The organism is Shewanella maritima (assembly GCF_004295345.1).
In the GTDB taxonomy this organism is placed as follows: Bacteria; Pseudomonadota; Gammaproteobacteria; order Enterobacterales; family Shewanellaceae; genus Shewanella; species Shewanella maritima.
Genome location: NZ_CP036200.1, coordinates 2735927 through 2759671, shown reverse-complemented (window position 1 = coordinate 2759671; position 23745 = coordinate 2735927). Strand labels below are relative to the sequence as shown.

Below are 23745 nucleotides of genomic sequence, written 5' to 3'. Positions count from 1 at the left end.
TTACAAATTCCAGCCTTTGTTTTTAACCTAGCAAATAGTAATACTACTGCGCATTCAAGAGTAAACCGTCTAGTATGCCGCTTTAATGGTGCCTATAACGGGATACCAACTCGAAACTAACTGGCTCACCAACATCAAGAGCTTCGCTAACTAAAACCAAAGACTGAGCTTAATACCTAGATTAAGCCTTAATCAGGTGATAATTCAACCCACTCTTTATAAGGTTGTTAACAAGGGCATAGTTAACGTCTTACCGATAGCAAACCGCAAAAATATTTAATTCACATAGCGCTAGATAAAGGTACACTGATTGTATCGTCCCTTTATGAATTTAAGCTTGTGTTTGTTGAAGTCGCCCTGCCCGTTCCTCTGCGTCAAAACTTTACCTACCAATTGAAAGCAGAACAGCAAACTCAGGTTAAAGTTGGCCTGCGGGTAAAAGTGCCATTTGGCCCTAGGCAACAAATCGGCTTAATCACCAAGCTTAATGTTGAATGCCAGTTCGATACCAGTAAAGTCAAGCCTGTCACCGAGATACTTGAGCACGAGCCATTAATCCCAGAGTCACTTTTCAAACTCACCCTGTGGGCAGCTAGATATTATTTTTGCAGCCAGGGGCAAATGCTCAGCCAAGCGCTACCGGTCGCCCTGCGTAAAGGTGAAGATGCCGCGCCCAAGTCGATTACGCATTTGGCATTAACGTCAGCAGGGTTAGAGGCAGAATTGAATGTGCTTAACCGCGCACCGGCGCAAAAACGCCTACTGCAAAAGCTGCAGCAAGAATCAAACTCACACTCTATTACTATGGATGAGTTCAACGCCCTTGAGCTGAGTAAAGCGGCATTAAAAGCATTGCAAGACAAAGGCTGGGTTGAGAAAAAGCAAGTTGAAGTGAGCATCGACCTGTCTTGGCGTCAGCAGCTGGTAATGAACGAGTCAGCCCATAAGCTTAATAAGCAGCAAGCTGTAGCGGTGTCAGTGCTTAATCAGCAGCAAGGTTATCACTGCACCTTATTAGAGGGCATTACCGGATCAGGTAAAACTGAGGTATACCTCAATGTGCTTGAAAACGTGCTTAAACAAGGTAAACAAGCGCTGATTTTAGTGCCAGAGATTGGCCTTACTCCGCAAACCATTAATCGCTTTAAGCGCCGCTTTGATGTGCATGTCGCTGTGATTCACTCAGGGCTAACCGACAATCAACGCCTCGATGCCTGGCGACTTGCGCGCTCAGGGCAAGCGGCAATTATTATCGGCACTCGCTCAGCGCTGTTCACGCCTATGGCTTATCCTGGGCTGATTATTCTCGATGAAGAGCACGATGCCAGCTTTAAGCAGCAAGAAGGTGTGCGCTATCACGCCCGTGATTTAGCAGTAATGCGCGGCAATTATGAAAAGGTGCCAGTCATCCTTGGCACAGCAACGCCATCATTAGAAACCCTGCAAAACGCCCTTAATGGTCGCTACCACCATATCGAGTTAAGTGAGCGTGCTGGTAAAGCACAAAAGGTCAAACAAGGCCTGATCGATATTCGCTCCTTGCCGCTCAAAGCGGGCATGTCTGACTCATTAATTAATGAAATGCGCATCCACCTCGATGCGGGCAATCAGGTATTGCTGTTCTTAAACCGCCGCGGCTTTGCACCAGCGCTGCTGTGTCACGAGTGCGGCCACTTACATGAGTGCGATCGCTGCGATGCCTTCTTTACCGTACATAAAGGGCTTAACGAGATTTGCTGTCACCACTGTGGTAACGAATACGCCATTCCAAAACAATGCCACCAATGCGGCAGCACTATGTTGATGGGTCAAGGCTTAGGCACAGAGCAGCTAGAGCAAGAGTTAGAAAAAATATTCCCGCAGTATCCTGTGGTGCGAATCGACCGCGATACTACCCGCCGTAAAGGCTCGCTTGAAAAACAGCTGCATGCCATTCACAAAGGCGAGTATAAGATATTAGTTGGCACGCAAATGCTGGCTAAAGGGCATCACTTTCCTGATGTCACCCTAGTCGGTTTGATTGATGTCGATGGCGCGCTATTTAGCGCCGATTTTCGCGCCCCTGAGCGATTCGCCCAGCTTTATACACAGGTTTCTGGCCGCGCAGGCCGCGCAGATAAGCCAGGCAAGGTACTGCTGCAAACTCACCAAAGCGACAATGTGGTCATTCGCGACATTCTTAAACACGGCTATCACCACTTTGCGAAAAACCAACTGACTGAGCGAAGTCAGGCACTATTGCCACCGGTTTGGCACATGCTGCTTATTCGCGCCGAAGCCCATAACGCCCAAGATGCTGATGACTTTTTGCAAGCGGTAAGCGAATTGCTGCCACAGAACACCCATTGTGAAGTCATTGGCCCAATTCCAGCGCCGCTCGATCGTAAAGCAGGCAAGTATCGCCGTCAGTTATTGTTCCAAACGAAACAGCGTAATCAGCTACAAGCGGCATTTGAGCAGGCTCTGCCGCAAATTGAGCAACTGCCACAACAAAAACGCTGCCGCTGGAGCATAGACAGAGATCCTCAGGATCTGATGTAACTCAGTTATCACTCTGCTAGCTGCTGCATTCTAATATTTCCCGCAGCCACTAAACCTAGCTAACCCCAAGCCTGAATCCGCGTCATAAAATTTTCTGCAAAAATTCACCATAATGATGCAAAACGGATAGCATTTAGGCAGTAGAAATGAGTAAAATATGCGGTTCGGTCAAACTTGAGTTTTTACTCGTTATTTGGCCAACCGCGTCATCATTTTTGAATCCACCTTGAGTGCAAAGTAACGCCATGAAATCACATATTATCTCTTTACTTGAACAAACCATTGAATCGTTTAAACAGCAAGAAATTATCCCTGCTGATTTTCAAGCACGTATTCAGGTAGACCGAACCAAAGATAAAAGCCATGGCGACCTAGCAACTAACTTAGCAATGATGCTAACCAAGGTGGCAAAGAAGAACCCACGTGAAATCGCGCAGTTGATCATCGACAACCTGCCTGAGTCTAGCCATGTCGCTAAAGTTGAAATTGCAGGCCCAGGTTTCATCAACTTCTTTATTGATGACAACGCCCTAGCCAACCAACTGCAAGCAGCGCTAAACGATGAGCACCTTGGTATTGAATTACCAAAGCCGCAAACCATTGTGGTTGACTACTCATCACCAAACCTAGCCAAAGAAATGCACGTAGGTCACCTGCGTTCAACTATTATTGGCGACAGTGTGGTTCGCGCACTTGAGTTCTTAGGCCACAAAGTTATCCGCCAAAACCACGTAGGCGACTGGGGTACTCAGTTCGGTATGCTATTGGCATACATGGAAGAGCTACGCGCAAGCAACCAAGAGCAAGCATCACTTGAGCTTTCTGATCTACAAGAATTCTACCGCGCCGCAAAAGTACGTTTTGACGAGTCAGAAGAGTTTGCCACTCGCGCCCGTAAGCTAGTAGTTGAGCTGCAATCAGGCGACGAATACTGCAACAAACTATGGCGCGAATTTAACGACATCTCGCTAAGTCACTGTATGGAAATCTATGAGCGTTTAGGTGTTAGCCTAACCCGTGAAGACGTACGTGGCGAAAGCGCATATAACGATGACCTAGACCAGGTTGTTGCCGACCTTGATGCCAAAGGCCTACTAACTGAAAGTGACGGCGCTAAAGTTGTATTCCAGGACGAGTTTAAAACCAAAGACGGTGAGCCACTGCCAGTTATCATCCAAAAAGCAGATGGCGGCTACCTATATGCCACAACAGATATGGCAGCAATGCGTTACCGCTCAAACTTGCTAAAAGCTGATCGCGCACTGTACTTTGTTGACCTGCGCCAAGCGCTGCACTTCCAACAAGTATTTAGCCTAGCCCGTCAGGCTGGTTTTGTTAGCCCAGACATGTCACTAGAGCACACAGGCTTTGGCACCATGAACGGTGAAGATGGCAAGCCATTTAAGACCCGCTCTGGCGGCGTAGTTAAGTTGGTTGACCTGCTTGATGAAGCCAACACCCGTGCACTTGAGCTAGTACGCAGCAAGAACCCAGATATGGACGAGCAAACGCTAACTGAAATCGCTCGCGTTGTTGGTATTAGCGCAGTTAAGTACGCTGACCTTTCTAAAAACCGTGCCAGCGACTACATCTTTAGCTTCGAGCAAATGCTGAGCTTTGAAGGCAACACTGCGCCTTACCTACTGTACGCTTACACCCGTGTAGCGGGCATCTTTAAGCGTGCTGAAGGCGTTGATTTAACCGACGCTAAGATTGTACTTGAGCATGAAAAAGAGAAAGATTTAGCAACCAAGCTGGCTCAGTTCAACGAAATTCTTGCGCGCATGACAGATAAAGGCCAGCCGCACGTACTATGTGGTTACCTGTACGAGCTAGCAAGTGAGTTCTCAAGCTTCTACGAGGCTTGCCCAGTGCTGGCAGCCGACACCGAGGAGCAAAAACACTCGCGTCTATTGCTTGCTAAGCTAACTGCAAACACCCTGAAAACAGGTTTATCACTACTAGGCATCGAAACCTTAGAGCGCATGTAACTATGAGCCGAGATTACGCCAACCGTAAACCAAGAAACGCTAAGCCGCGCAGCTCGCGCGGCAAAAAAGCGCCTGCTAAAAAGCCAGTGCCATTCGGTATCATCTTGTTTACCGTCAGCTTTGCCGCCGGTTTCATTTACTTTTTGTACTGGTTAGCCACGAGCGATGCGCCAACACCTGTTGAGCCTGCGCCCGTAGTTAAGGAGCAAACTAAACCCAAACCTAAGCCAAAAGCGCAAGACGAGCTGCCACCTAAGCCTCAACAAAAATGGACTTACCAAGAAGAGCTTGAAAACAAGCAAATCGAGGTAGACATTCCTGAGTCAGAAATGGTGCAGGTAAAGCTTTACCAAATGCAATGTGGCTCATTCCGTAAAGAGTCGCAGGCCGAACAACTAAAAGCGCGAATTGCATTCCAGGGTATGGAAGCGCAAGTTAAGCGCACCGAAGGCACAACCGGCCTTTGGTACAAGGTGGTACTTGGCCCATTTGAAGGTAAACGTAAAGCTGAAAGCCAGCGCCACATTCTGCAACGTGGCGGCATTAACGGCTGTAAAATTTGGCTGTGGCAATAAGTCTGCTAGTCATCCAAGACAAGTAACCAAAGCTTAATCGCCCCAAAATCCACCGCTCAGGCCACTTTATGTGGCCTGAGTGTTATCTATACCTTGAATTTATCTGCACTGTCCCCATATCTGCTTTATCAGTCAGCCAACGACACAGACTCCTTGGCTGTTAAATGAAGAGGATTTCCCGTGACTACAATCGTATCCGTACGCCGCAATAATCAAGTTGTCATCGCAGGCGATGGCCAAGTTTCCCTCGGCAATACTGTCATGAAAGGCAATGCACGTAAGGTGCGTCGTCTATATAACAACAAGGTGCTAGCAGGTTTTGCTGGCGGCACCGCAGATGCATTCACCTTATTTGAACGCTTTGAAACCAAGCTAGAAATGCATCAAGGCCACTTACTTAAATCAGCGGTTGAGCTAGCCAAAGACTGGCGCACAGACAAAATGCTGCGCAACCTAGAAGCCATGCTGATTGTCGCCGACACTGAAGCATCATTAATCATCACAGGTAATGGTGACGTAGTACAACCTGAGCACGACATTGTCGCTATTGGCTCAGGCGGCAACTTTGCCCACGCATCCGCACTGGCTTTAATTCAAAACACTGAGTTAACAGCCCGTGAGATTGCTGAAAAATCGCTAACCATTGCAGGCGATATATGCGTGTACTCGAACCAGCACAAAACGATTGAACAAATCGACTACTAAATTCTGAGCGTAAGGAACAACTATGTCTGAAATGACACCTCGCGAAATTGTCCACGAGCTGGACACGCACATTATCGGTCAACAAAATGCCAAGCGCTCAGTTGCAGTAGCACTGCGTAACCGCTGGCGTCGCATGCAGCTTGAGCCAGACTTGCGCCAAGAAGTGACCCCAAAAAACATTCTTATGATTGGCCCAACCGGTGTAGGTAAAACTGAAATTGCCCGCCGCCTAGCTAAGCTTGCTAACGCGCCATTCATTAAAGTTGAAGCCACCAAGTTCACCGAAGTGGGCTACGTAGGTAAAGAAGTTGAGCAAATCATTCGCGACCTTACTGACTCAGCGGTAAAAATGACCCGCGAGCAGCAAATGAAGAAGTGCCGCTTCCGCGCTGAAGAACAAGCAGAAGAGCGTATTCTTGATGCCCTACTGCCAAAGCCTAAGAGCGAGTGGGACGCTGACAACAAAGATGACTCAAACACTCGTCAAATCTTCCGTAAGAAATTACGCGAAGGTCAGCTAGATGACAAAGAAATCGAAATTGATATCGCTGCGCCGCAAATTGGCGTTGAGATCATGTCGCCTCCAGGCATGGAAGAAATGACCAACCAGCTTCAAGGTCTATTCCAAAACATGGGCGGTCAAAACACCACTAAACGCAAGAAGATGAAAATCAAAGATGCGTTTAAACAACTGGTTGAAGACGAAGCGGCCAAGCTAGTCAACCAAGAAGATCTTAAAGAACAAGCTATCGATTTAGTTGAGCAAAACGGGATCGTGTTCTTAGACGAAATCGACAAAATCTGTAAGCGTGGCGACACCTCTGGTCCAGATGTATCACGCGAAGGTGTACAACGCGACCTACTACCACTAGTAGAAGGCTGCACCGTTAATACTAAGCACGGTATGGTTAAAACTGACCACATCTTGTTTATCGCCTCTGGTGCGTTCCAAATGTCTAAGCCATCAGACTTAATCGCTGAGCTGCAAGGTCGTCTGCCAATTCGTGTTGAGCTAGACGCCCTGAGCGCAGGAGATTTTGAGCGTATTCTTACCGAGCCTCACGCATCATTAACCGAGCAATATGTCGCATTAATGGGTACCGAGGGCGTAACCATTGAGTTTGCCGAGTCTGGCATTAAGCGTATTGCAGAAGCTGCATGGCAAGTGAACGAGCGCACTGAAAATATTGGTGCCCGCCGCCTGCACACGGTAATGGAAAAGCTGATGGAAGAGATCTCATATGAGGCCTCTGACAAGTCTGGCAGCGCATTTGTGATTGACGACAAGTACGTCAATGAGCATCTTGATCTGCTAGTACAAGATGAAGACCTAAGCCGCTTCATTCTGTAACAGCTAGCAAACTATTGGCGTGGTGATCAGTTAACGGTTAGCGATTAGCAGTTAGCCGCTGCAACATTATAATGTGAGCCAATACTGATTTACCCCAAGCTATATTCGCTAAACTAGGTGACTCACTTTTTCGTAGTAATACGTTAAACAGTCACCTTTTTATTAACTAAGCTTTTAGCAACACACTTCATTAAACGAGAGAGAACACCATGACCACACCTAATGTCTCAGGCATAAAACTCAAGCGTAAATCACGCATGTTAGAAGTCACCTTTGATAACGGTGAGGTATTCAACATCAGCTGCGAAATGCTGCGAGTGCACTCTCCATCAGCCGAAGTGCAGCGCCACGGCAATCCTATTTTGGTCACCCACAAGAAGAATGTGAACATCAACGCTATTGAACCAGTGGGCAATTACTCAGTAAAGCTAGTGTTTGATGACGGCCATGACACCGGCTTATTCTCGTGGAAGATTTTGTACGAGCTAGGCAGTCAACAAGTCGAAATCTGGGAGCGTTATCTGGCACGTTTACGTGCTGAGAAAGGCTCACGTGAGCCGCTTATTGATATGGCAGTACAGTATAGTTCTTAGTGATTTTGATAGCGGGTAGATTGATAGAGTCGCAATCTACTCGCTGTTTTGCTCGCCCCCTCTTAAAGCAAGCTCTTTTCAATTCACTTACCTGCTGTAAACCGCGACTTACCTGCAACTCAATTAATCAACTTTGCGCATTAATCCCATTATGTGTGCATGCTCACTTTTTCAACATGGAATGGTGCTCCGTTATCTGTTAACTTCAATATATACAAATAGTTAATTGAGCATTTGCAGATGTGGGAGCTTGGCAAAACGCGCATGCGCGTTAATCCCGTTACGTGCGCATGCGCACTATATAAATGTTATAAATTTTATTTAGATATGGAAGTCTTGAAGAAGTGACATTAGAACCAGTATATATTGCGGCATGTGCTAGCACGGCTGCCGCACTCATTGCATTATTTGGTGCTGTATTTACTCAGCGAAAAACTGCAGAGGCTGCGGCTCAAGCACGAAGCGCAAATGAGGAACTCGCTTTTCGTCTTAAGCAAATTGAGGAGCATCAACAATCTAGTTTGGTAAAATTTCAAACCGAACTTGAAAGAATGACTCATGTGGTCAATTTAAACCACTCAAAGCGGGTCGAAGTCTTAACTGAAGCTTACGCAAAGCTAGCTGATATTAAAATCAAATTGGAAAGTTACGTTGTACCGATGTTTATTGACTCCGAGACTAAGCAACTAGAAACGCTGGTTGAATCATCTAGGCAATTCGAAGAGTTGTACAAGTTTTGCTCAAGGAACGCTCTTTTCTTTAATGAAAAATCAAACATCATGGGAGCATTGGGAGACTTGATGGGTCATATCAATAGAATGCGCAATATGGCAGAAAAGGATCAAAAAGAGGTGAAGCCTGAGCAAGCGAGGGTTGTAATCAAAGGTGTATCTCCTTTGCTCTCAACAATTGCTAAGGAAGTGCGTCGAGATCTGAAGCTAGATTTATAACAAACCAATTAAGTACGCTCCCGTTGGTCGCCGGACTCGCTCCGCTCGCCGCTTATTGGTAGCGTTAGGTTTTTAGTTCAACTTTCGAGATTATTTTACTTATGGACAAGGTTTCTACTATATACATCACTATAGGAACAGCAATATTAAGTTCAATTATTGCAATTACTGTAGTTTTACTTAACCAGTGGTTTCTTGAAAGGAGAACTCGTAGAGAACTATTACGTGGAAAATTAGAAGAGCTCTATTTATTGTTATTAGAAACGATCGAACTACAAAGCCAAAGATATTCTCTTTACTTAAAAAAATCATGAACATAGTGGTTTTGAACAATGGAATAGTCAAAAAGATACGATTGAACTTCTCTATCACAAGTTAAAAATGTTTCAGAGTCTATATTTTGGAGCTTTGAACAAGAAGTATCTTTTGTTTTTTCACCACCACGCATCACTTAATGAAATCATTTATAGGTTTAATCATTCAGAAATTAAAATTCCTGAACATGACGAGATGTGCAAGCGTTTCGCAGATGTACACTTTTCTTTAACAGAGTTGAGGGCGTTCATAGATTCAAAACGTGAAAGCTTAATACGTCAGGTCGGTCATAAGCAAAATGAACTTGATAATGCATTAGAGCTCTTAAATGAAAAAGTAAAAACCTAACAAGGCAATTATGCGTGGGACGTTAGTAATCTCAAGAGTAACATGGCCACCCATAATCATTAAACATTCACAAACACTAAACTACGCATATGAAACTCGTTTATTACTGAACAGGATTTCCGCTAGCCAACATGAGCGGCAAGGTCGAGTAGGACGTTGGTGAGTTTAGAAGATACGTCTTACTACCACGGTGTGGTACGTAAGGCGTTTTTGTATGGGTTCGATAAATCTCACAAACAACAATTATTAGCCAAAACCTAATAATAAATTAGCTATTTCCCATCTAATCCTTACAAAAAATCCAATCTATACTAAACATCTGTGACTTTGAATTTGATGAGTGTATAGATGAAAATTTGGATAAGCCTGATGTTGTTTTCCCTTGTTTCAACGGCGAGTATCGCAAGCCAAGAACCTCCGCTGCCTAAGCTGCATCAAGCTGTTATTTCTGGTCAACTATCAGATGTTAAAGCATTGGTCGAGTCAGGTGCCGATATCAATCAGTTGGATGGCAAAATGGGTAATAGTCCTGCTCATATTGCTGCGCAAACCGATCATACCGAGATCCTTAAATACCTATTGGATAATGGCGCATTTATCAATCTACAAGCACCTCGCTCTGGTCACAGCCCACTGATGGTCGCTGCCTGGTATTCAAAAAGCGACAACATCAAATTATTGTTTCAATATTCAGAATTAAACATTGAGTTAAAGACGCCATCGGGCGCCAAAGCTGAAGATATGGTTGGCGGCTGGGATCGCAATGTTGAACCACATGAAGCCAAGCTATATCAAAGCCTAAAGCAGCTATTTACCCAAAAACGCGCCGAGCAGACTGCCCAACTTGAATCACAGAAAATCTTAAATACCGTCGAGAGTACTCAGCTGTCTGAGCAAGAAAAAGTGAAGCAAATATCCGCTCTGCTTAGGCAAGGGCAAGATGTGAATCAACGTCGCCCGGTTTATTCAACCGGCAATGACTGGCACACGCCATTACTGATTTCTGCGCGAAACGGATATGGGAAAATCGTCAAGCTGCTATTGGATAATGGCGCAGACCAAACGATTACAGGCTACCCAATGGATGCAATTGCATTTCATAAAGCCGCCTACATGGGACACCCTGATATTGTTGAGCTGTTAGTTAAAGATAAACGAGCAGCGCAGGTGCTTAACGCTCAAGGGCCAAACAACGGCTACACTCCACTGCATGATGCCATTTGGCACGGCAATACTGAGGCGGCTAAAGCATTTATCGAAGCAGGCGCACTGCAAGATTTAACCACCTATGAAAACGACACGCCACTTGAACTCGCAGAGCGTTACCAATATCAAGACATTATCGAGCTGCTAAAGAAAAAATAGTTTATTCTGTCTTTAATAACGAAATGGCAACCTTGTACCTTTGCCATGAATTAAGAAACTATTCATACCTCGAAGAGTTATTTATATTTTGTTACTTAACAAATCAATTTAAAATACAGAGAAACAGCATTGCCACGCCATTAATACAGAGTATTCAAAGCACAAAACCATCTATATAAAGCAAAAAAATACTACAAGCTACAACATAACTACTAGTACTTAAATACTAATCCTTACCGATAATAACAAAGATAAAATAACGTATAAAACAACGCCTTGCGAAAAATAATTTATTTCAACGCTTGCATATCTTGCAAAACTAAAATAGGTTTAACCAAGCAATAACAACATCAACCAAAAGCAAGGAAGAAAAAATGAAGAAAACAGTTCAGGTATTTACACTATCAATCGCATCCCTATTAATCTCACTTCCAACCCAAGCAAAAAGCAACACTCAAGAAGTAGAATCAACCCAAATAAAAAATGACAACAAAACTTTTGGAAGCTACATATGTAGAATTGCACCAAAAATCTGCATGAAGAAGTAATAACCTTACTTTACCCTACGCATTTAAAAACAAAGAATGTAAATAATACCAACGTATTTTAAATCTTAGCGTAGTAAAAGCCGAAATATGTCACTAAAGAGCCTTACTGGGGAATAACACTTCTAACAAGGCTCTTTAAATTACAACAAAAAGAGACAATATAAATAAATCATCAACACATATGAAGTAATTATAATATTTTTCACTAAAACCCTTTGGTTTATAATCGAAGTTTTAATTAACCACCAGTTAATTTCAGCCCCCCCTTTGAGCTACTCTCACTCGTTCAAATTCAAAAACCATGCCCACAATTTAACCAATCGCACATTAGCAGCCTACGCCAAGCTATATAACAACTCACTCCCGCTTTAAAATGCTCACTTTCTGCTTCACGGCCGAAGCAAGCATTTTGCACCAATACAGATTTGTATAGTCATTGAAGAGTCATTTTAAAGAGAAGATATGCACCAAAAACAAAAACAAGTACAACAACAAACCCGCATCCCTCTGAGTAACCGTGTTATCAGTAAACCTCTGTACCACCTAATACTTGGTCTCACCCTTTGTTGGGGCTTTGGGGTTAACTGGTGGATGGTGCAAAACATTCACCCAACGGCATTTATCGATTACAGCGTACTGCTGTTCCTTGGTTTCTATTTTGGCAGCTTTATATTGGGCTGCTCGTTATTTCAGGGCTCAAGCAACGCGCTAGTCAGCTTTATTGGTTTTAACCTAGTGGTTGTGCCATTAGGGCTGGTTGTTAACATCGCCACAGACGGTGTTGCTACACCATTGATCACCTATGCAATGGAGCTTACCGCCCTAGTAACCGTTACCATGATGTGTTTGAGCATGTTATTCCCCGGTTTCTTTAAAAGCATTATCGGTAAGCTCGCCTTAGTTGGCTTAACCTTAGTCGCGGTCGAACTCGTTTATATCTTTGTGCTTGGCGGCAGTAATATTCTCATCCACGCTGGCATGGTGGTGACATTTGCAGGGTATATCGGTTATTACTGGGTACATGCTTGTGAGCAGGAACCAACATTAGACAATGCAATCGATGCGGCGGCCTACTTGTATATGAGCATCATCAATTTGTTTTTACGTATTCTCGAAATACTGAAACGCTAATTCGTTAATCGCGCAGGTAAATCGCTAGCCTGCGCTTGTTAGATGCTAGACCCACAACTTCAGGAAACATCACCATGTCTAAAATTGAATTTTCTAGCTCGGATACCGCCCGCATGGTAGAGAAGCTACAGACTTACTTTGAAAATGAGTTAAATCAAGATCTTGGGCAGTTTGATGCTGAGTTTCTACTCGACTTCTTCGCTAAAGAAATGGGCGGCTATTTTTATAATCAGGGCTGATACCAATTAGCACAAGTATGTGATCATTCTTACTGGTTAAAGCCGCTTATAACTTCGTTAGAAATTTTGTAGGTAGAATGACTAGCTAGCTGCAATTTCCGCCTTGTTCTAAGCGACTTTTCCTGCGTAATCTCTGAACACTTATTTATCCCAATTGGTGTTAAATGATGCCAAAGCGATTTTTGAAGAGCGCATTCAGTCAATTGATGATGATATTTACGCTATTGAAAAGCAGGTCGACTAGGGTTCAGATAACAATGCAAATAAAAAGGCAGACCATTAGGCCTGCCTTTGACTGGGGTGATGAAAACTAACTTGCTACTGCTTTTTCTGTAATTCACAGATACATCAGCGAACTAGTAGCAATGGTGGCGACTCATTAAGTGAGGGATAGTTACCGCCACACAACTCAAATCAATAAAAGGAGAAGCTCATCGTCCTAGATACGCCTCTCCAAGAGTGAGGTTATTGTTTTGAGTATTTCGCTGCATTCTCACCGGCAAGTTTACCGAAGGTAATGATGTCAGAGATTGCGTTACCACCTAAGCGGTTAGCACCGTGAACACCACCTGTAACCTCACCAGCACCGTAGAAGCCAGGAATCGCTTTCTTATCTTCCGTTAGGATGCCTGAGTTCTTGTCAATTGATACACCGCCCATAGTGTGGTGAACACCTGGTGTGACTTCAATTGCGTAGTAGTTACCTTCATTTAGTGCGCGCGGTAGGTTTGGACGCTCAAAGTCAGTGTCTTTACCTGATGCCACTAGCTTGTTGTATTGCGCGATAGTAGCCGCTAGTGCTTTACCATCAATACCTTCTAGTTTACCTAGCGCTTCTGGGCTTTCAGCTGTTGGTACAACACCTAGCTTGATGTACTTGTTGATTTTCTTCAGTGAGTTGCGTACTGAGTCATCGAAAATCAAGTAAGCAGTTTTACCCGTTTGTTTTAAGATAGCCGCCGCTGCTTTATCGCGAGTAGTGATTTCGTTAACGAAACGCTTACCTTCACGGTTAACCAGAATCGCACCATTACCACGTACCGCTTCAGTTACCATCACACCACCTTTAACAGATAATGTTGGGTGAGCCTGAATGTACTGTACGTCTGTCATGCCTGCGCCAGCATTGCCCGCTACATCTAGACCGTCACCAGTTGCTCCCGGCTGGTTGGTAGAGATAAAGCCTTTAAGCTTAGGATCGTAGCTTGCTACGCGGTCGTTGTTTTTACCGAAACCACCTGTCGCCATAATCACAGCGTCGGCTTTCACCCAGTAGTAACCTTTGTACTTACCTTTAACCAGTAAGCCTTTAACCTTGCCACCTTCTTTAAGTACTTCAACACCACGAGTGTTCATGCGTAGGTCGATGTCGCGTTTAACAGCATTATCGTAAAGCACTTGAATCACGTGAGCACCAACACCTGCACCACCTGTCGGACGGTGAGAACGGTTAGCAGAAGCACCACCCATACGACCGATGTCGTTTAAGTCAGCACCTAGACTAGTTAACCAGTCTACTGATGATTTTGAGTTACCGGTTAAGATCTCAACTAGCTCAGGCTGGTTAAGGTTACGACCACCTTTCATGGTGTCTTTGTACATAGACTCAACGCTGTCTTTGATGTCTTTAGCTTTTTGTTGATCAGTCCAGGCAGCGTTCATACCACCAGCAGCCAGCTTAGCGTTACCACCAATCACAGGCTCTTTTTCAATCAACATGACTTTGGCACCTTTGTCATGTGCCGCAACCGCAGCAGCGAAACCAGCACCACCTGAACCAACGACCAGTACATCAACTGTCGCGGCAGGATCGGCTGCTAGTGCTGCTTTGCGGTCAGCAGCGTCTTTTGCTAGCTCTGCAATTGATGGCTCGTAACGCTCCCATTTAGCGCTGTATGGCATATCAAATTCAAAGCTATGGCATGAGTCACAGTAGTTAACAGATTTTTCGTGACCTGCGTGACATGCTGTACACGCAACATCACCAGGGAAGTGAGATTCATGAGCATTGTAGTTTTTGCGAGTGTTGCCCTCAGCAACTTCAGCTAATGTACCGTGGCACGATACACACTGCTCATTCTCATAAGTCAGGCTGTCGTTCGATAGCTCTCCGCTCTCTAAGTGGCAGCTATCACACTCCATGTTCTCACCGTGGAAGTCTGCCAATGTATCATTTGCCACTGCTCCACCGGCAAATCCTGCTGTTCCTAAAATCGCTGCTAGTAGTGCTGCGCATTTAGTTATTTTCATTTTTCTCACCTTGTCACACGTTTGTTTTAAGGTAAGTTTGCGCCGCAAATTGGCCGCTCTCAATTGCACTTGCAATAACACGTTCCAAATTTATCCGTGGATCACATCTTCAATTTTCCCCTATGCAAAAATGCATAACCCTGAGAACGACTATGCATTTTTGCATAATGCCCCGTGAGCCTAATCACAAAGCATTGACGAGTGATATTTAAAATTGGAGTTTGAATTAGCCGCGACCGATACACTGCCAATGTTCCAGTATTTAGCAGTAAAGATTTACTCAGAACCGCGCTCTGCATCACCTTTACTATCAGTTGATTTTGCTAAGCTAATTTAATGAAATCAGTTCTTCGATTACTCCTATTTATTACTTGCCAAGCTGTTGTTTTTAATACCATAGCTGCGGACACTATTGCCGATGAAAATCTGGTTCAGCAAGCGCTAAAAACCAGCGCGACCATCCGCTCTAGTGAAGCAAGTTACGATCGCATCGTATTTGGCGTGCACTCCAAAACGGCCCCGCTAGAGTGGCGCGCCAACGGCATTGACCAAGGCTTTAACGTTGAGTTGATGAACCGCATTGGGCAGATACTCGATAAACCGATTATGGTGCGCCGCAAAACCTTCCAGCAGTTGATTGAAGATGTAGAAGACCCAAGCAGCGATATTGATGTGATTGCTGTGGTTTCGCCAATTGGTATTTCACGCAACCTAAGCCAGTCAGACCCAATTTATGCAACCCATGCTAAAGCCTATACACGTCAGGGCGCGCCATTTATCGAAACCTGGTCAGACTTAGACGGTAAACGTGTCGCTATTAAACATGGTGCACTGGTTGATGTGTTTTTAGAAAAGCAGCCACAAAACTTCACCCCAGTTACCGTAGATTTATACGAAACCGGCTTTCAGCTGCTTGGTGAAGATTTAGTTGACGTGGTACTAGCAGAGAATTTTGTCGCCCGGCGCTTACAGCCTAAATATCCCTTAGTGCGCAGCTCAAGTAACCCACTTATTTTTGGCGCTTTTTCGTTTGTCAGCCATCCATCAAAACAAGCGATGATGCGTGATATTAACGACGCATTAAGGCAGCTAAAACTCTCAGGTGAATATGATCGTTTAGTACGTAAATGGTTTGGTACTGGGCGCGAGAAAGTCGACATCACCACTACAGAGCAAAAGATGCTAGCACTGGCAATTGTGGTGGCGCTTATTTCGGTGATCGGCGCGCTTTATACTGCTTATGTCAGTCGTAATTTACGAGTGCGCTCAGAGGCGCTTGCACTTGAGCTAAAACAGCGCAAAATCGCAGAGAAACAAATTTCCAGCTTGTCGCAGCAATTTCAAAATGTGCTAGATGGCATTCCTCACTGCGTGACAATTCTTAATAGGCAAATGGACTGTTTATGGAGCAACGATGCTGAGCAGCTGCTACATAAAGACGAGTTCGAATATCTCGACGGCATGCCCTTTGCGCTTGAGCAAAGCGTCAAACAGGTACTGGATACCCAAGGTTCATTCATTGCCGACATGCGCTACAACTCGCAGTTCTGGCAGGTGCAAATTCACCCGATCGCCAATGAGCAAGCTGTGGTGCTAGTGCAAGAAAACACCGAACAACATGTGCTGCGCCAGGCCAATGACGAAGCTAGCAGGCTTGCATCTTTAGGTGAGCTATCTGCAGGTATTGCCCATGAAATAAATAACCCAACCGGCATTATCATTCATTCTGTCGCCCTGTTTATGGACGCCATTAAAGACTTACAAGCCGCTGCAGACAGCTACCAAAACCAAAACCCATTTTGGCTAGTTGCAGGGCTAGAGCCCGAGCAAGCCTTTGAAGAACTGCACCACAGTGCGCAAGCTGTCGATGACAGCGCCAAGCGCATTAGCCGCATTGTAAACGACCTAAAACGTTATGCCTTGCCCCATGAAGACAGTCATCATCAGGCTGTTTCAATTAACGAGGTGGTTGAAGTGGCGCTGCGCCTGACTGCCAATCAAGTAAAACGCCTACAGGTAAGTGTGGAGTTACAACAACCTGAGCCAATCATTACTGGCGATGCCCAGCAGCTGCATCAGGTACTTATTAATCTTATCCAAAACGCTTGTCATGCCTGCGACTCATCAGCCGACACCATTAGCATTGTTACCCAACAAGATGCTGACAAGGTGTATGTAATGGTCAACGACACAGGCTCAGGCATGGATAATGCGACACTTGCACGGATCACCGAGCCATTCTTTACCACGCGCCGCTCATATGGCGGTAGCGGCCTTGGTTTATCGGTATGTAGCCGCATCCTAAAAGAGCATGGAGCTAACATGCTGGTGCAATCAGCACTAGGCCAAGGTAGCCGCTTTACCCTCACCTTTGACCGTTTAAATCCTAGCTCAAGCTTAGCCAGTGACCCAACGCCAATTCACAAGGAGCAATCACGCCTATGATCTTAGCCAGAAACATCCTGCTAGTAGACGATGAAGCCCCTTGGCTACGCACTCTGTCGGTGACTTTGCAGCGCTTAGTGCCAGAAGCAATTATTGATACCTGTGTTGATAGCCGTCAGGTAATGAATCGCCTCGAAGCCACCGACTATGCGTTGGTGCTCCTGGACCTCACCATGCCTTATCACTCTGGCGAGCAATTACTTGAAAGCATTCGTCAGGCGCAGCCAAATACCCGAGTGATTATTGTAACTGGCGTGAATGAAGTGGAAACCGCAGTGCGCTGCATCAAACATGGCGCCTATGATTACTTCATTAAAACCGATGATGTTGCAGATTTAGGCCGCTCGGTGAGGCGCGCGCTGGAGGTAGTTGGGCTAGAGCGTAACTACAAGCGCATTAAAGACAGCTTTTTGAGTAAAACCTTAAGCCGCCCTGATGCGTTTAGCCATATTCTCACCTGCGAGCCTGCGGTACTGGATCAATTTCGCTATCTTGAAGCCATTGCCTTTAGCCCTGAGCCGATTCTTATTGAGGGTGAAAGCGGCAGCGGTAAGCAAGCTTTTGCGCAAAGTTGCCACTTACTTAGTGCGCCAGATGCGCCGTTTATTACCATCAACCTCGCGGGGATATCGGCACGCCAGTTTGATAAGCAGTTATACGGCGAGCTAAGCACTGAGCCGGGAAAGTCAGTGGCTGGTGCAATCCATAAAGCGGGCAGCGGTATTATTTATTTAAAAGAGATTGCTGAGCTGCCCAGAGAGAGTCAGGCAAAGCTGGTTGAGCTACTAGAGCAGAAGGTATACTTCCCACTTGGCAGCGAGCAAAGCTACGCGGTTAACTGCCGCTTTATTGCCTCTACTCAAGCAGATCTTTTAGCACTTAATAAAGACGGTAAGTTACGTAGTGACTTAATGTATCGCCTACGCGGTCACAAACTCAGTTTACCGCCGCTGCGAGAGCGTCGCCTCGACATCAGCATTTTGTTAAACCACTTTGTGCAACAGGCTGCCAACGAGCTTGAATTAAGCCCGCCGCCAGTCCCTGCTAACCTTGCCACTCAGCTACAAGACTATCCCTTCCCCGGCAATATTAACGAGCTAAAAGCCATGGTTTTGGATGCAGTAAGTCGCAGCAGTAGCGTAACCCTAAATACTGCGCCATTTATGCAGGCAGTAAATGATTGCAAAGATGTGGCCGCTCCCGTGGCTAAATTTAGTTTTGGTGCTGAACTACCAACCTTAGCTGAAATCAGTCAGGCACTGATTGATGAGGCCATGAGTCGCAGTGCACAAAACCAAACTGCTGCTGCGCAAATGCTGGGCATTAGCCAAAGTGCATTAAGCAGACGCTTAACTAAAGATAAGTAGAAACAAAATCCATAAAAATCAATATATTATAAACAAAACTCGGCATTTTGTTGCTTATATGCCAAAATGCTGAGCTATCAAATAATTCACCTTAATAGTCAATTTTCCACATTCGCACCAAAGCCGCTTAATTTCTACCGTCATCCATGCTATAAGACTGACTATAATAAAGTGATTTAAATCACATATATGCTTGCCAATGTTGCAGGCATTACCATTTTGATTGTGTGGAAGTCGATGACTATGGCAAACCCTGCTCAGCGTGCAACTAAGCTTTTTGTACAAACCTTTGGCACCACCGCCGACGAGCTTTATCAAGCTCCTGGGCGGATCAATATTATTGGTGAACATTCAGATTACAACGAAGGCCTAGTGCTGCCCGTTGCCATCAACTTTCATACGGTTATTGCTGTTAAACACCGCGACGATTATCAATTCCGCGCGGTGAGCGATGCTTTTCCGGGACAAATTGAGCAGTGGGAGTTTGGTAACGAAGGTAATATTGACGATGACGGATTGTGGTTCAATTACCTTAAAGGGATCACCGCCGCGATGGCGCAATCGGGTTTATCCGCCAAAGGCTTAGATCTCGCCATTGTTGGTAACGTGCCTTTAGGCGCAGGCTTATCTTCTTCTGCCGCACTTGAAATCGCGTTTGGTACAGCAATCTCTTACGCCGACCAACTGCATTTGTCGCCACTTGCCATTGCCCAAATTGCGCAGCGCGCCGAAAGCCAACTTATGCGCCAACAGTGCGGCATTATGGATCAAATGATCAGTGCATTAGCTGAGTCTGATCATGCCCTGCTTATCGACTGTTTAGCCCTCGACAGCGAGCCAGTGAAACTGCCTGACTCACTAAGCCTGATTGTTATCGACCCACAAATCGACCGCAAAAAATTCACCGCTCAATTTGCAGAGCGCAGACAAGAATGCTTTGAAATTGCCGATATTCTTGGGCTCGATTCCCTACGCGATTTAACTCACTTGCAGCTGCAACGTGCTAAGCAATCCTTAACCGAAACCCAATATCATCGCGCTTTGCACGTGATGACCGAGAGCCAGCGCACGGCAAGTGCGGCGCGGGCATTGCAAGAAAACAATATGCCACGTTTTAGCGAGCTAATGCGTCACTCACAGCATTCTCTGCGTGAGAACTTTGATGCTGTCGATCCACAAGCCGATAAACTCGTGACCCTAATTGATGAGTTAATTGGTGATAATGGCGGCGTAAGAATGAGTGATGGCTGCATTATCGCCCTGGTTGACCACAGCCTCACCGATGATGTGATTAATCTGGTTGAGCAAGCATTCTTTAAACAAACTGGGCGAGACGCTGTTATCCACTTATGCTCAGCATCTAGCGGCGCTAGCCGCTTGTAATTAACGTCTACATGGACAACGCCCTGCTTTAGCAAATTCATTAGCACTGACACTAACACTGACAAAGTAAACGGAACGGCAATAACAAAATGACTATGGTAAAGGTAACCCAACTTCAGCCGTGGCAAGACCCACGCGGCGGTGAGATCCAGCGAGTACAGTTAGATAACGGCGCAATTACCATGGAAGTGCTAAGCCTTGGTGGCATTATTCGTACCCTAACCACAGCCGACAAGCACGGTCAGCATGACAATATTGTATTGGGCTGCGACAGCATTGAAGACTACCTTAAGCAATCTGCTCATTTAGGCGCCATTGCCGGGCGCTATGCTAACCGTATCGCTAATGGTCAGTTCACCGTTAACGGTGAGCAATATCAGTTAAGCGTGAACAACGCCACTAATTGTCTGCATGGTGGTGAGCAAGGCTTTAACCTCAAACAATGGCAAATGAATTTGCTTGATGATGGCGTACGCTTAACCCTAAGTAGTCCTGACGGCGATATGGGCTTTCCCGGCAATTGTAATGTGACTCTTGATTACCGCTTAGATGGCGATAGCCTCACTGTCGACATTAAAGCCACAACCGACAAAACTTGCCCGCTTAGCTTAACTCAACACAGCTACTTCAACCTTGGTGGCCAGCAGTGCCACAGCAATACTGAGCATTTAGTGCAAGTTGATGCCAAGCAATATTTGACCATGAATGACGTCGGCATTCCGCAGCAAATGCTCAATGTTTCAGGGACTGATCTTGATATGCTGCAAGCCACACCTATGGCGGTGCAAACTCAGCGCACTGCACTTGCAGCGACAAATGGTTTCGACCATTGCTACGTACTTGAGCAAACTGACACCAACCAGCTGCAACGTTTCGGCAGCATTGTTGAGCCAAACTCGGGCCGCTCATTAACCCTATACACCAATCAGGTTGGCGTGCAGCTTTATGGCGCTAACTTCTTATCTGGCACTGTGGGTTATCAACAGCAGGTTTATAACGACCATCAAGCGATTTGTATTGAGCCGCAACTGGTGCCTGACTCGCCAAATCAACCTCACCTGCCAGGCAATGGTTTTACTCAGCCGGGCGAGACTTATCATCATGTCAGTCGTTATCAGTTTGGGTTAGCAGATTAATTACCAGTTATTTGCCGCGAGCTGCTATCGGCTAGCCAATAACTACAAGGAAGTTTGATGCAAATACGCAAAGCGACCAGACGTGACATTGATGTCGCATGGCAGATCCGTAAACAGTCAATCAAGGCCCAGTGCATTGAACATTACCCTCCTGAAGTCATTGAGCCTTGGCTCAATGGTTCGCTACCAGAGGGCTTTGCAGCTGAGTTAGAAAGTAACTTTTACGTTGCTTTTGAAGGTAATGAAATTATTGGTCTAGGCGCGTTCAGTTATAGCGAAAACAAAATCTACGCTATGTTCGTTAAGCCTGAATTTATGGGTAAAGGCGTTGGGCGGCAGATCATGGCTTATCTCGAAGCCTTGGCTCTCGAGAATAATATCAATACCGTCCACCTTGACTCGACGCTGAATGCTGCGCCGTTTTATCACTCGTTAGGCTATGTTGGCGATACGGTCATCAAATACAATAATCCACGAGGTTTTGTGATGGACTGTGTTGCTATGCAAAAAGAGCTCAGCAGCTAATGCCAATAATTCGTGTTCGAGACAAATGCTAGCAACAAAAAAGGAATAACCTAGGTTATTCCTTTTTGTTTCAATAACATCAATAGTGATGCGGATGCCAATTGGTTTAAAAAGCACATGGATTAATCCATGTCATCTAGGTTGTCACCCATTTCATCAAAGTCTTTGGTGTCCTCATCGTCATCATCATCGTCGTTTTCAATGTACTCAACGACTTCCTCTTCAACCATTTCTTCATCTTTCGATTTAGTCTTGGTAGCCGGTGCACTATCTGGCACGGCAGATAAATCCAGTCGTGATGGATGCTTTGCTAAAAACTCATTACGAGCCGTTTCCCAGGCATCTCCAAACTCGGCTTTAGCGGCTTTAGTTTGTTCAGCATCTAAATCATGGAGATTGGGAGTCACTATGTCTTCGACAAACTCGATAATGGCATTACGGCCAGAGTGGAAGAAGTTTAATCGGCCAGGAGAGGCCTCTGGTAAGCCGCCGTCATAGACCACAACTGTATTACCCTTGCTGGTGCGTAATTCGCCGTACCAAACTTGTTTCGCAGCTTTATTGAACATATATGCTAACACCTTTAATCAACACATATTGGAAGTGTAAAAGTTATTGATTACAAGCAGATTTAGTCACAGCGAATAGGCTTATATCTGCTTTGCCTTAATGACCGTATTTAAACAGAAAAAAATCCAGAATCAATGCCTTTAATAATGAATTTTTTACTAAAAACTCAGCACTTGATTCAAAATTTAACTCTAGTTCACAAAACTAACTCATGGTTTACCGTTCACGCATAAGACAGGCAACAAAATTGCACAGCGCCTTAGCTTGCTCATAATTTAGTCGAAAAATATTAAGGTTCAAGCTGCCAAAAACAAATTTTGTGTTTCTAAAACTGACCGCTTGCCAATCTATCCAACTCCAGCGCCACTACTTTAGTTGCAAGACGATTTTGCCCTTGTGCTCTCCAGACTCCATATACTCATGCGCTGCAACTACTTCACTAAGCGCAAAACTGCGATCGACCTGTAGCTGTATCGTGCCAACATCCAATAGCGGCCAAACAGTTTGCTTCAACTCTGCTGCAATTGCTGCTTTGGCGGCAACAGATTGTGGCCTCAAGGTTGAGCCGGTCCAAATGACCCGTTTTGCCATTAACCTAAATACATCTACTGTAGCCTTAGCACCCGATTGCATTGCAATGGATACGATACGCCCATCTGAGGCGATCATTTTAAGGTTTTGGTTAATCATTTCGCCGCCAGCCATATCGAGCACCACATCTACACCTCGCCCGTTGGTCAGGCTCAGCACAGCGTCAACTAACGATGTTTGTGCATCTGCGCCATAACCTGGCACCTGCACGCAATGATCGGCACCAATTTGTAAACAATAATCGCGCTTTTGCGCTGAGCTAACTGTGGCGATCACCTTGGCACCAAACGCCTTAGCCAACGCAATCGTAGTAGAGCCTATGCCTCCTGCGCCGCCATGTACAAGTAGCCACTCATTTGCTTGCAGTTTACCGCGCATAAACACATTGCCCCACACAGTAAAAAAGGTTTCAGGCAGTGCGGCCGCTTGCATCATCGACATACCTAGAGGGATCGGCAGGCAATGCTGCGCATAGGTCACCACATGGGAAGCATAGCCGCCACCAGGCACTAGAGCGCAAACCCTATCACCAGCTTGCAATTGACTCACTTCACTGCCAATCGCGATTACGGTACCAGCTACTTCTAAACCCAGAATTGGGCTGGCATCTTTAGGCGCAGGGTATGCGCCTTGACGCTGCTTAATATCAGGGCCATTTACACCAGCACAGTGCACTTCAATCAATACTTGATTAGCACCTAGCTGTTTAAGCTCACCCTTGGCGAGTTGCATCATGTTTGCGTCACCTGTGTCAGGCAAGTCGACATAGGTAAATGGCTGACAAATTTGGGTCATAATACTGTCCTTGCTAGGTTAGTGATTACAC

General features: G+C 45.4%; 18 protein-coding genes. 15 read left to right on the top strand and 3 right to left on the bottom strand.

What is annotated here, in order from left to right; all coding sequences use genetic code 11:
* Nucleotides 1-339: 339 nt before the first annotated feature.
* From priA to EXU30_RS11800, 10 genes are all read left to right on the top strand, one after another.
* Nucleotides 340-2541 (top strand): primosomal protein N', encoded by a 2202-nt coding sequence (priA, locus tag EXU30_RS11845; RefSeq protein WP_130600304.1) that lies wholly within the window; start codon nucleotides 340-342, stop codon nucleotides 2539-2541.
* A gap of 245 nt (nucleotides 2542-2786) precedes the next feature.
* The gene (argS, locus tag EXU30_RS11840; protein WP_130600302.1) at nucleotides 2787-4532 is read left to right on the top strand and encodes an arginine--tRNA ligase; all 1746 of its coding nucleotides are present in this window, start codon (nucleotides 2787-2789) and stop codon (nucleotides 4530-4532) included.
* 2 nt (nucleotides 4533-4534) lie between these two features.
* Nucleotides 4535-5107 carry an SPOR domain-containing protein gene (locus EXU30_RS11835; protein ID WP_130600300.1) on the top strand — a complete coding sequence of 191 codons (573 nt, stop codon included), beginning with the start codon at nucleotides 4535-4537 and terminating at the stop codon, nucleotides 5105-5107.
* A 180-nt stretch (nucleotides 5108-5287) separates the two neighbouring features.
* A complete protein-coding gene (gene hslV / locus EXU30_RS11830; protein WP_130600298.1) occupies nucleotides 5288-5812 on the top strand; it encodes an ATP-dependent protease subunit HslV in 525 nt (174 codons plus the stop codon).
* A 22-nt stretch (nucleotides 5813-5834) separates the two neighbouring features.
* Entirely contained in the window at nucleotides 5835-7163 is a 1329-nt protein-coding gene (gene hslU, locus EXU30_RS11825; protein WP_130600296.1) for an HslU--HslV peptidase ATPase subunit, read from the top strand.
* Between the two features lie 209 nt (nucleotides 7164-7372).
* Complete coding sequence (locus EXU30_RS11820) at nucleotides 7373-7756, top strand: gamma-butyrobetaine hydroxylase family protein (protein WP_130600294.1); 384 nt, start codon at nucleotides 7373-7375, stop codon at nucleotides 7754-7756.
* A gap of 344 nt (nucleotides 7757-8100) precedes the next feature.
* Nucleotides 8101-8706, top strand: a complete 606-nt coding sequence (locus tag EXU30_RS11815; RefSeq protein ID WP_130600292.1) for a hypothetical protein — start codon at nucleotides 8101-8103, stop codon at nucleotides 8704-8706.
* Between the two features lie 1011 nt (nucleotides 8707-9717).
* Complete coding sequence (locus EXU30_RS11810) at nucleotides 9718-10734, top strand: ankyrin repeat domain-containing protein (RefSeq protein ID WP_130600290.1); 1017 nt, start codon at nucleotides 9718-9720, stop codon at nucleotides 10732-10734.
* Between the two features lie 1010 nt (nucleotides 10735-11744).
* A complete protein-coding gene (locus EXU30_RS11805) occupies nucleotides 11745-12413 on the top strand; it encodes a Bax inhibitor-1 family protein (protein WP_130600288.1) in 669 nt (222 codons plus the stop codon).
* Between the two features lie 74 nt (nucleotides 12414-12487).
* On the top strand, nucleotides 12488-12652 hold the full coding sequence (locus tag EXU30_RS11800) for a DUF2164 domain-containing protein (RefSeq protein WP_130600286.1): 165 nt from the start codon (nucleotides 12488-12490) through the stop codon (nucleotides 12650-12652).
* 465 nt (nucleotides 12653-13117) lie between these two features.
* On the opposite strand, the gene EXU30_RS11795 is transcribed toward EXU30_RS11800, so the two are convergent.
* Nucleotides 13118-14902, bottom strand: a complete 1785-nt coding sequence (locus EXU30_RS11795) for a flavocytochrome c (protein WP_130600284.1) — start codon at nucleotides 14900-14902, stop codon at nucleotides 13118-13120.
* A gap of 336 nt (nucleotides 14903-15238) precedes the next feature.
* On the opposite strand from EXU30_RS11795, the gene EXU30_RS11790 reads away from it, so the two are divergent.
* The 5 genes from EXU30_RS11790 (at nucleotide 15239) to EXU30_RS11770 (ending at nucleotide 21758) form a co-directional block, all read left to right on the top strand.
* Nucleotides 15239-17347, top strand: coding sequence for an ATP-binding protein (locus EXU30_RS11790; RefSeq protein WP_130600282.1), 2109 nt, complete (start codon nucleotides 15239-15241; stop codon nucleotides 17345-17347).
* Nucleotides 17344-18714, top strand: coding sequence for a sigma-54-dependent transcriptional regulator (locus tag EXU30_RS11785; RefSeq protein WP_130600280.1), 1371 nt, complete (start codon nucleotides 17344-17346; stop codon nucleotides 18712-18714). The genes EXU30_RS11790 and EXU30_RS11785 overlap by 4 nt, the downstream gene beginning before the upstream one ends.
* Nucleotides 18715-18957: 243 nt before the next feature.
* Entirely contained in the window at nucleotides 18958-20097 is a 1140-nt protein-coding gene (galK, locus tag EXU30_RS11780; RefSeq protein ID WP_130603441.1) for a galactokinase, read from the top strand.
* A gap of 95 nt (nucleotides 20098-20192) precedes the next feature.
* Nucleotides 20193-21233 carry an aldose epimerase family protein gene (locus EXU30_RS11775; RefSeq protein ID WP_130603439.1) on the top strand — a complete coding sequence of 347 codons (1041 nt, stop codon included), beginning with the start codon at nucleotides 20193-20195 and terminating at the stop codon, nucleotides 21231-21233.
* 57 nt (nucleotides 21234-21290) lie between these two features.
* A complete protein-coding gene (locus tag EXU30_RS11770) occupies nucleotides 21291-21758 on the top strand; it encodes a GNAT family N-acetyltransferase (RefSeq protein WP_130600278.1) in 468 nt (155 codons plus the stop codon).
* A gap of 122 nt (nucleotides 21759-21880) precedes the next feature.
* Here the strand turns inward: EXU30_RS11770 and EXU30_RS11765 are convergent, their stop codons facing one another.
* Both EXU30_RS11765 and EXU30_RS11760 read right to left on the bottom strand, forming a co-directional pair.
* Nucleotides 21881-22327, bottom strand: coding sequence for a hypothetical protein (locus EXU30_RS11765; RefSeq protein WP_130600276.1), 447 nt, complete (start codon nucleotides 22325-22327; stop codon nucleotides 21881-21883).
* A 367-nt stretch (nucleotides 22328-22694) separates the two neighbouring features.
* A complete protein-coding gene (locus EXU30_RS11760) occupies nucleotides 22695-23714 on the bottom strand; it encodes an NAD(P)H-quinone oxidoreductase (RefSeq protein WP_130600274.1) in 1020 nt (339 codons plus the stop codon).
* Between the last annotated feature and the right edge of the window lie 31 nt (nucleotides 23715-23745).

Excerpts from the sequence above, each read along its gene's own strand:
- argS (WP_130600302.1), top strand. The coding sequence starts at position 2,787 with ATGAAATCACATATTATCTCTTTACTTGAACAAACCATTGAATCGTTT.
- EXU30_RS11835 (WP_130600300.1), top strand. The coding sequence starts at position 4,535 with ATGAGCCGAGATTACGCCAACCGTAAACCAAGAAACGCTAAGCCGCGC.
- hslU (WP_130600296.1), top strand. The coding sequence starts at position 5,835 with ATGTCTGAAATGACACCTCGCGAAATTGTCCACGAGCTGGACACGCAC.
- EXU30_RS11820 (WP_130600294.1), top strand. The coding sequence starts at position 7,373 with ATGACCACACCTAATGTCTCAGGCATAAAACTCAAGCGTAAATCACGC.
- EXU30_RS11810 (WP_130600290.1), top strand. The coding sequence starts at position 9,718 with ATGAAAATTTGGATAAGCCTGATGTTGTTTTCCCTTGTTTCAACGGCG.
- EXU30_RS11805 (WP_130600288.1), top strand. The coding sequence starts at position 11,745 with ATGCACCAAAAACAAAAACAAGTACAACAACAAACCCGCATCCCTCTG.
- EXU30_RS11800 (WP_130600286.1), top strand. The coding sequence starts at position 12,488 with ATGTCTAAAATTGAATTTTCTAGCTCGGATACCGCCCGCATGGTAGAG.
- EXU30_RS11795 (WP_130600284.1), bottom strand. The coding sequence starts at position 14,902 with ATGAAAATAACTAAATGCGCAGCACTACTAGCAGCGATTTTAGGAACA.
- EXU30_RS11790 (WP_130600282.1), top strand. The coding sequence starts at position 15,239 with ATGAAATCAGTTCTTCGATTACTCCTATTTATTACTTGCCAAGCTGTT.
- EXU30_RS11785 (WP_130600280.1), top strand. The coding sequence starts at position 17,344 with ATGATCTTAGCCAGAAACATCCTGCTAGTAGACGATGAAGCCCCTTGG.
- galK (WP_130603441.1), top strand. The coding sequence starts at position 18,958 with ATGGCAAACCCTGCTCAGCGTGCAACTAAGCTTTTTGTACAAACCTTT.
- EXU30_RS11775 (WP_130603439.1), top strand. The coding sequence starts at position 20,193 with ATGGTAAAGGTAACCCAACTTCAGCCGTGGCAAGACCCACGCGGCGGT.
- EXU30_RS11770 (WP_130600278.1), top strand. The coding sequence starts at position 21,291 with ATGCAAATACGCAAAGCGACCAGACGTGACATTGATGTCGCATGGCAG.
- EXU30_RS11765 (WP_130600276.1), bottom strand. The coding sequence starts at position 22,327 with ATGTTCAATAAAGCTGCGAAACAAGTTTGGTACGGCGAATTACGCACC.
- EXU30_RS11760 (WP_130600274.1), bottom strand. The coding sequence starts at position 23,714 with ATGACCCAAATTTGTCAGCCATTTACCTATGTCGACTTGCCTGACACA.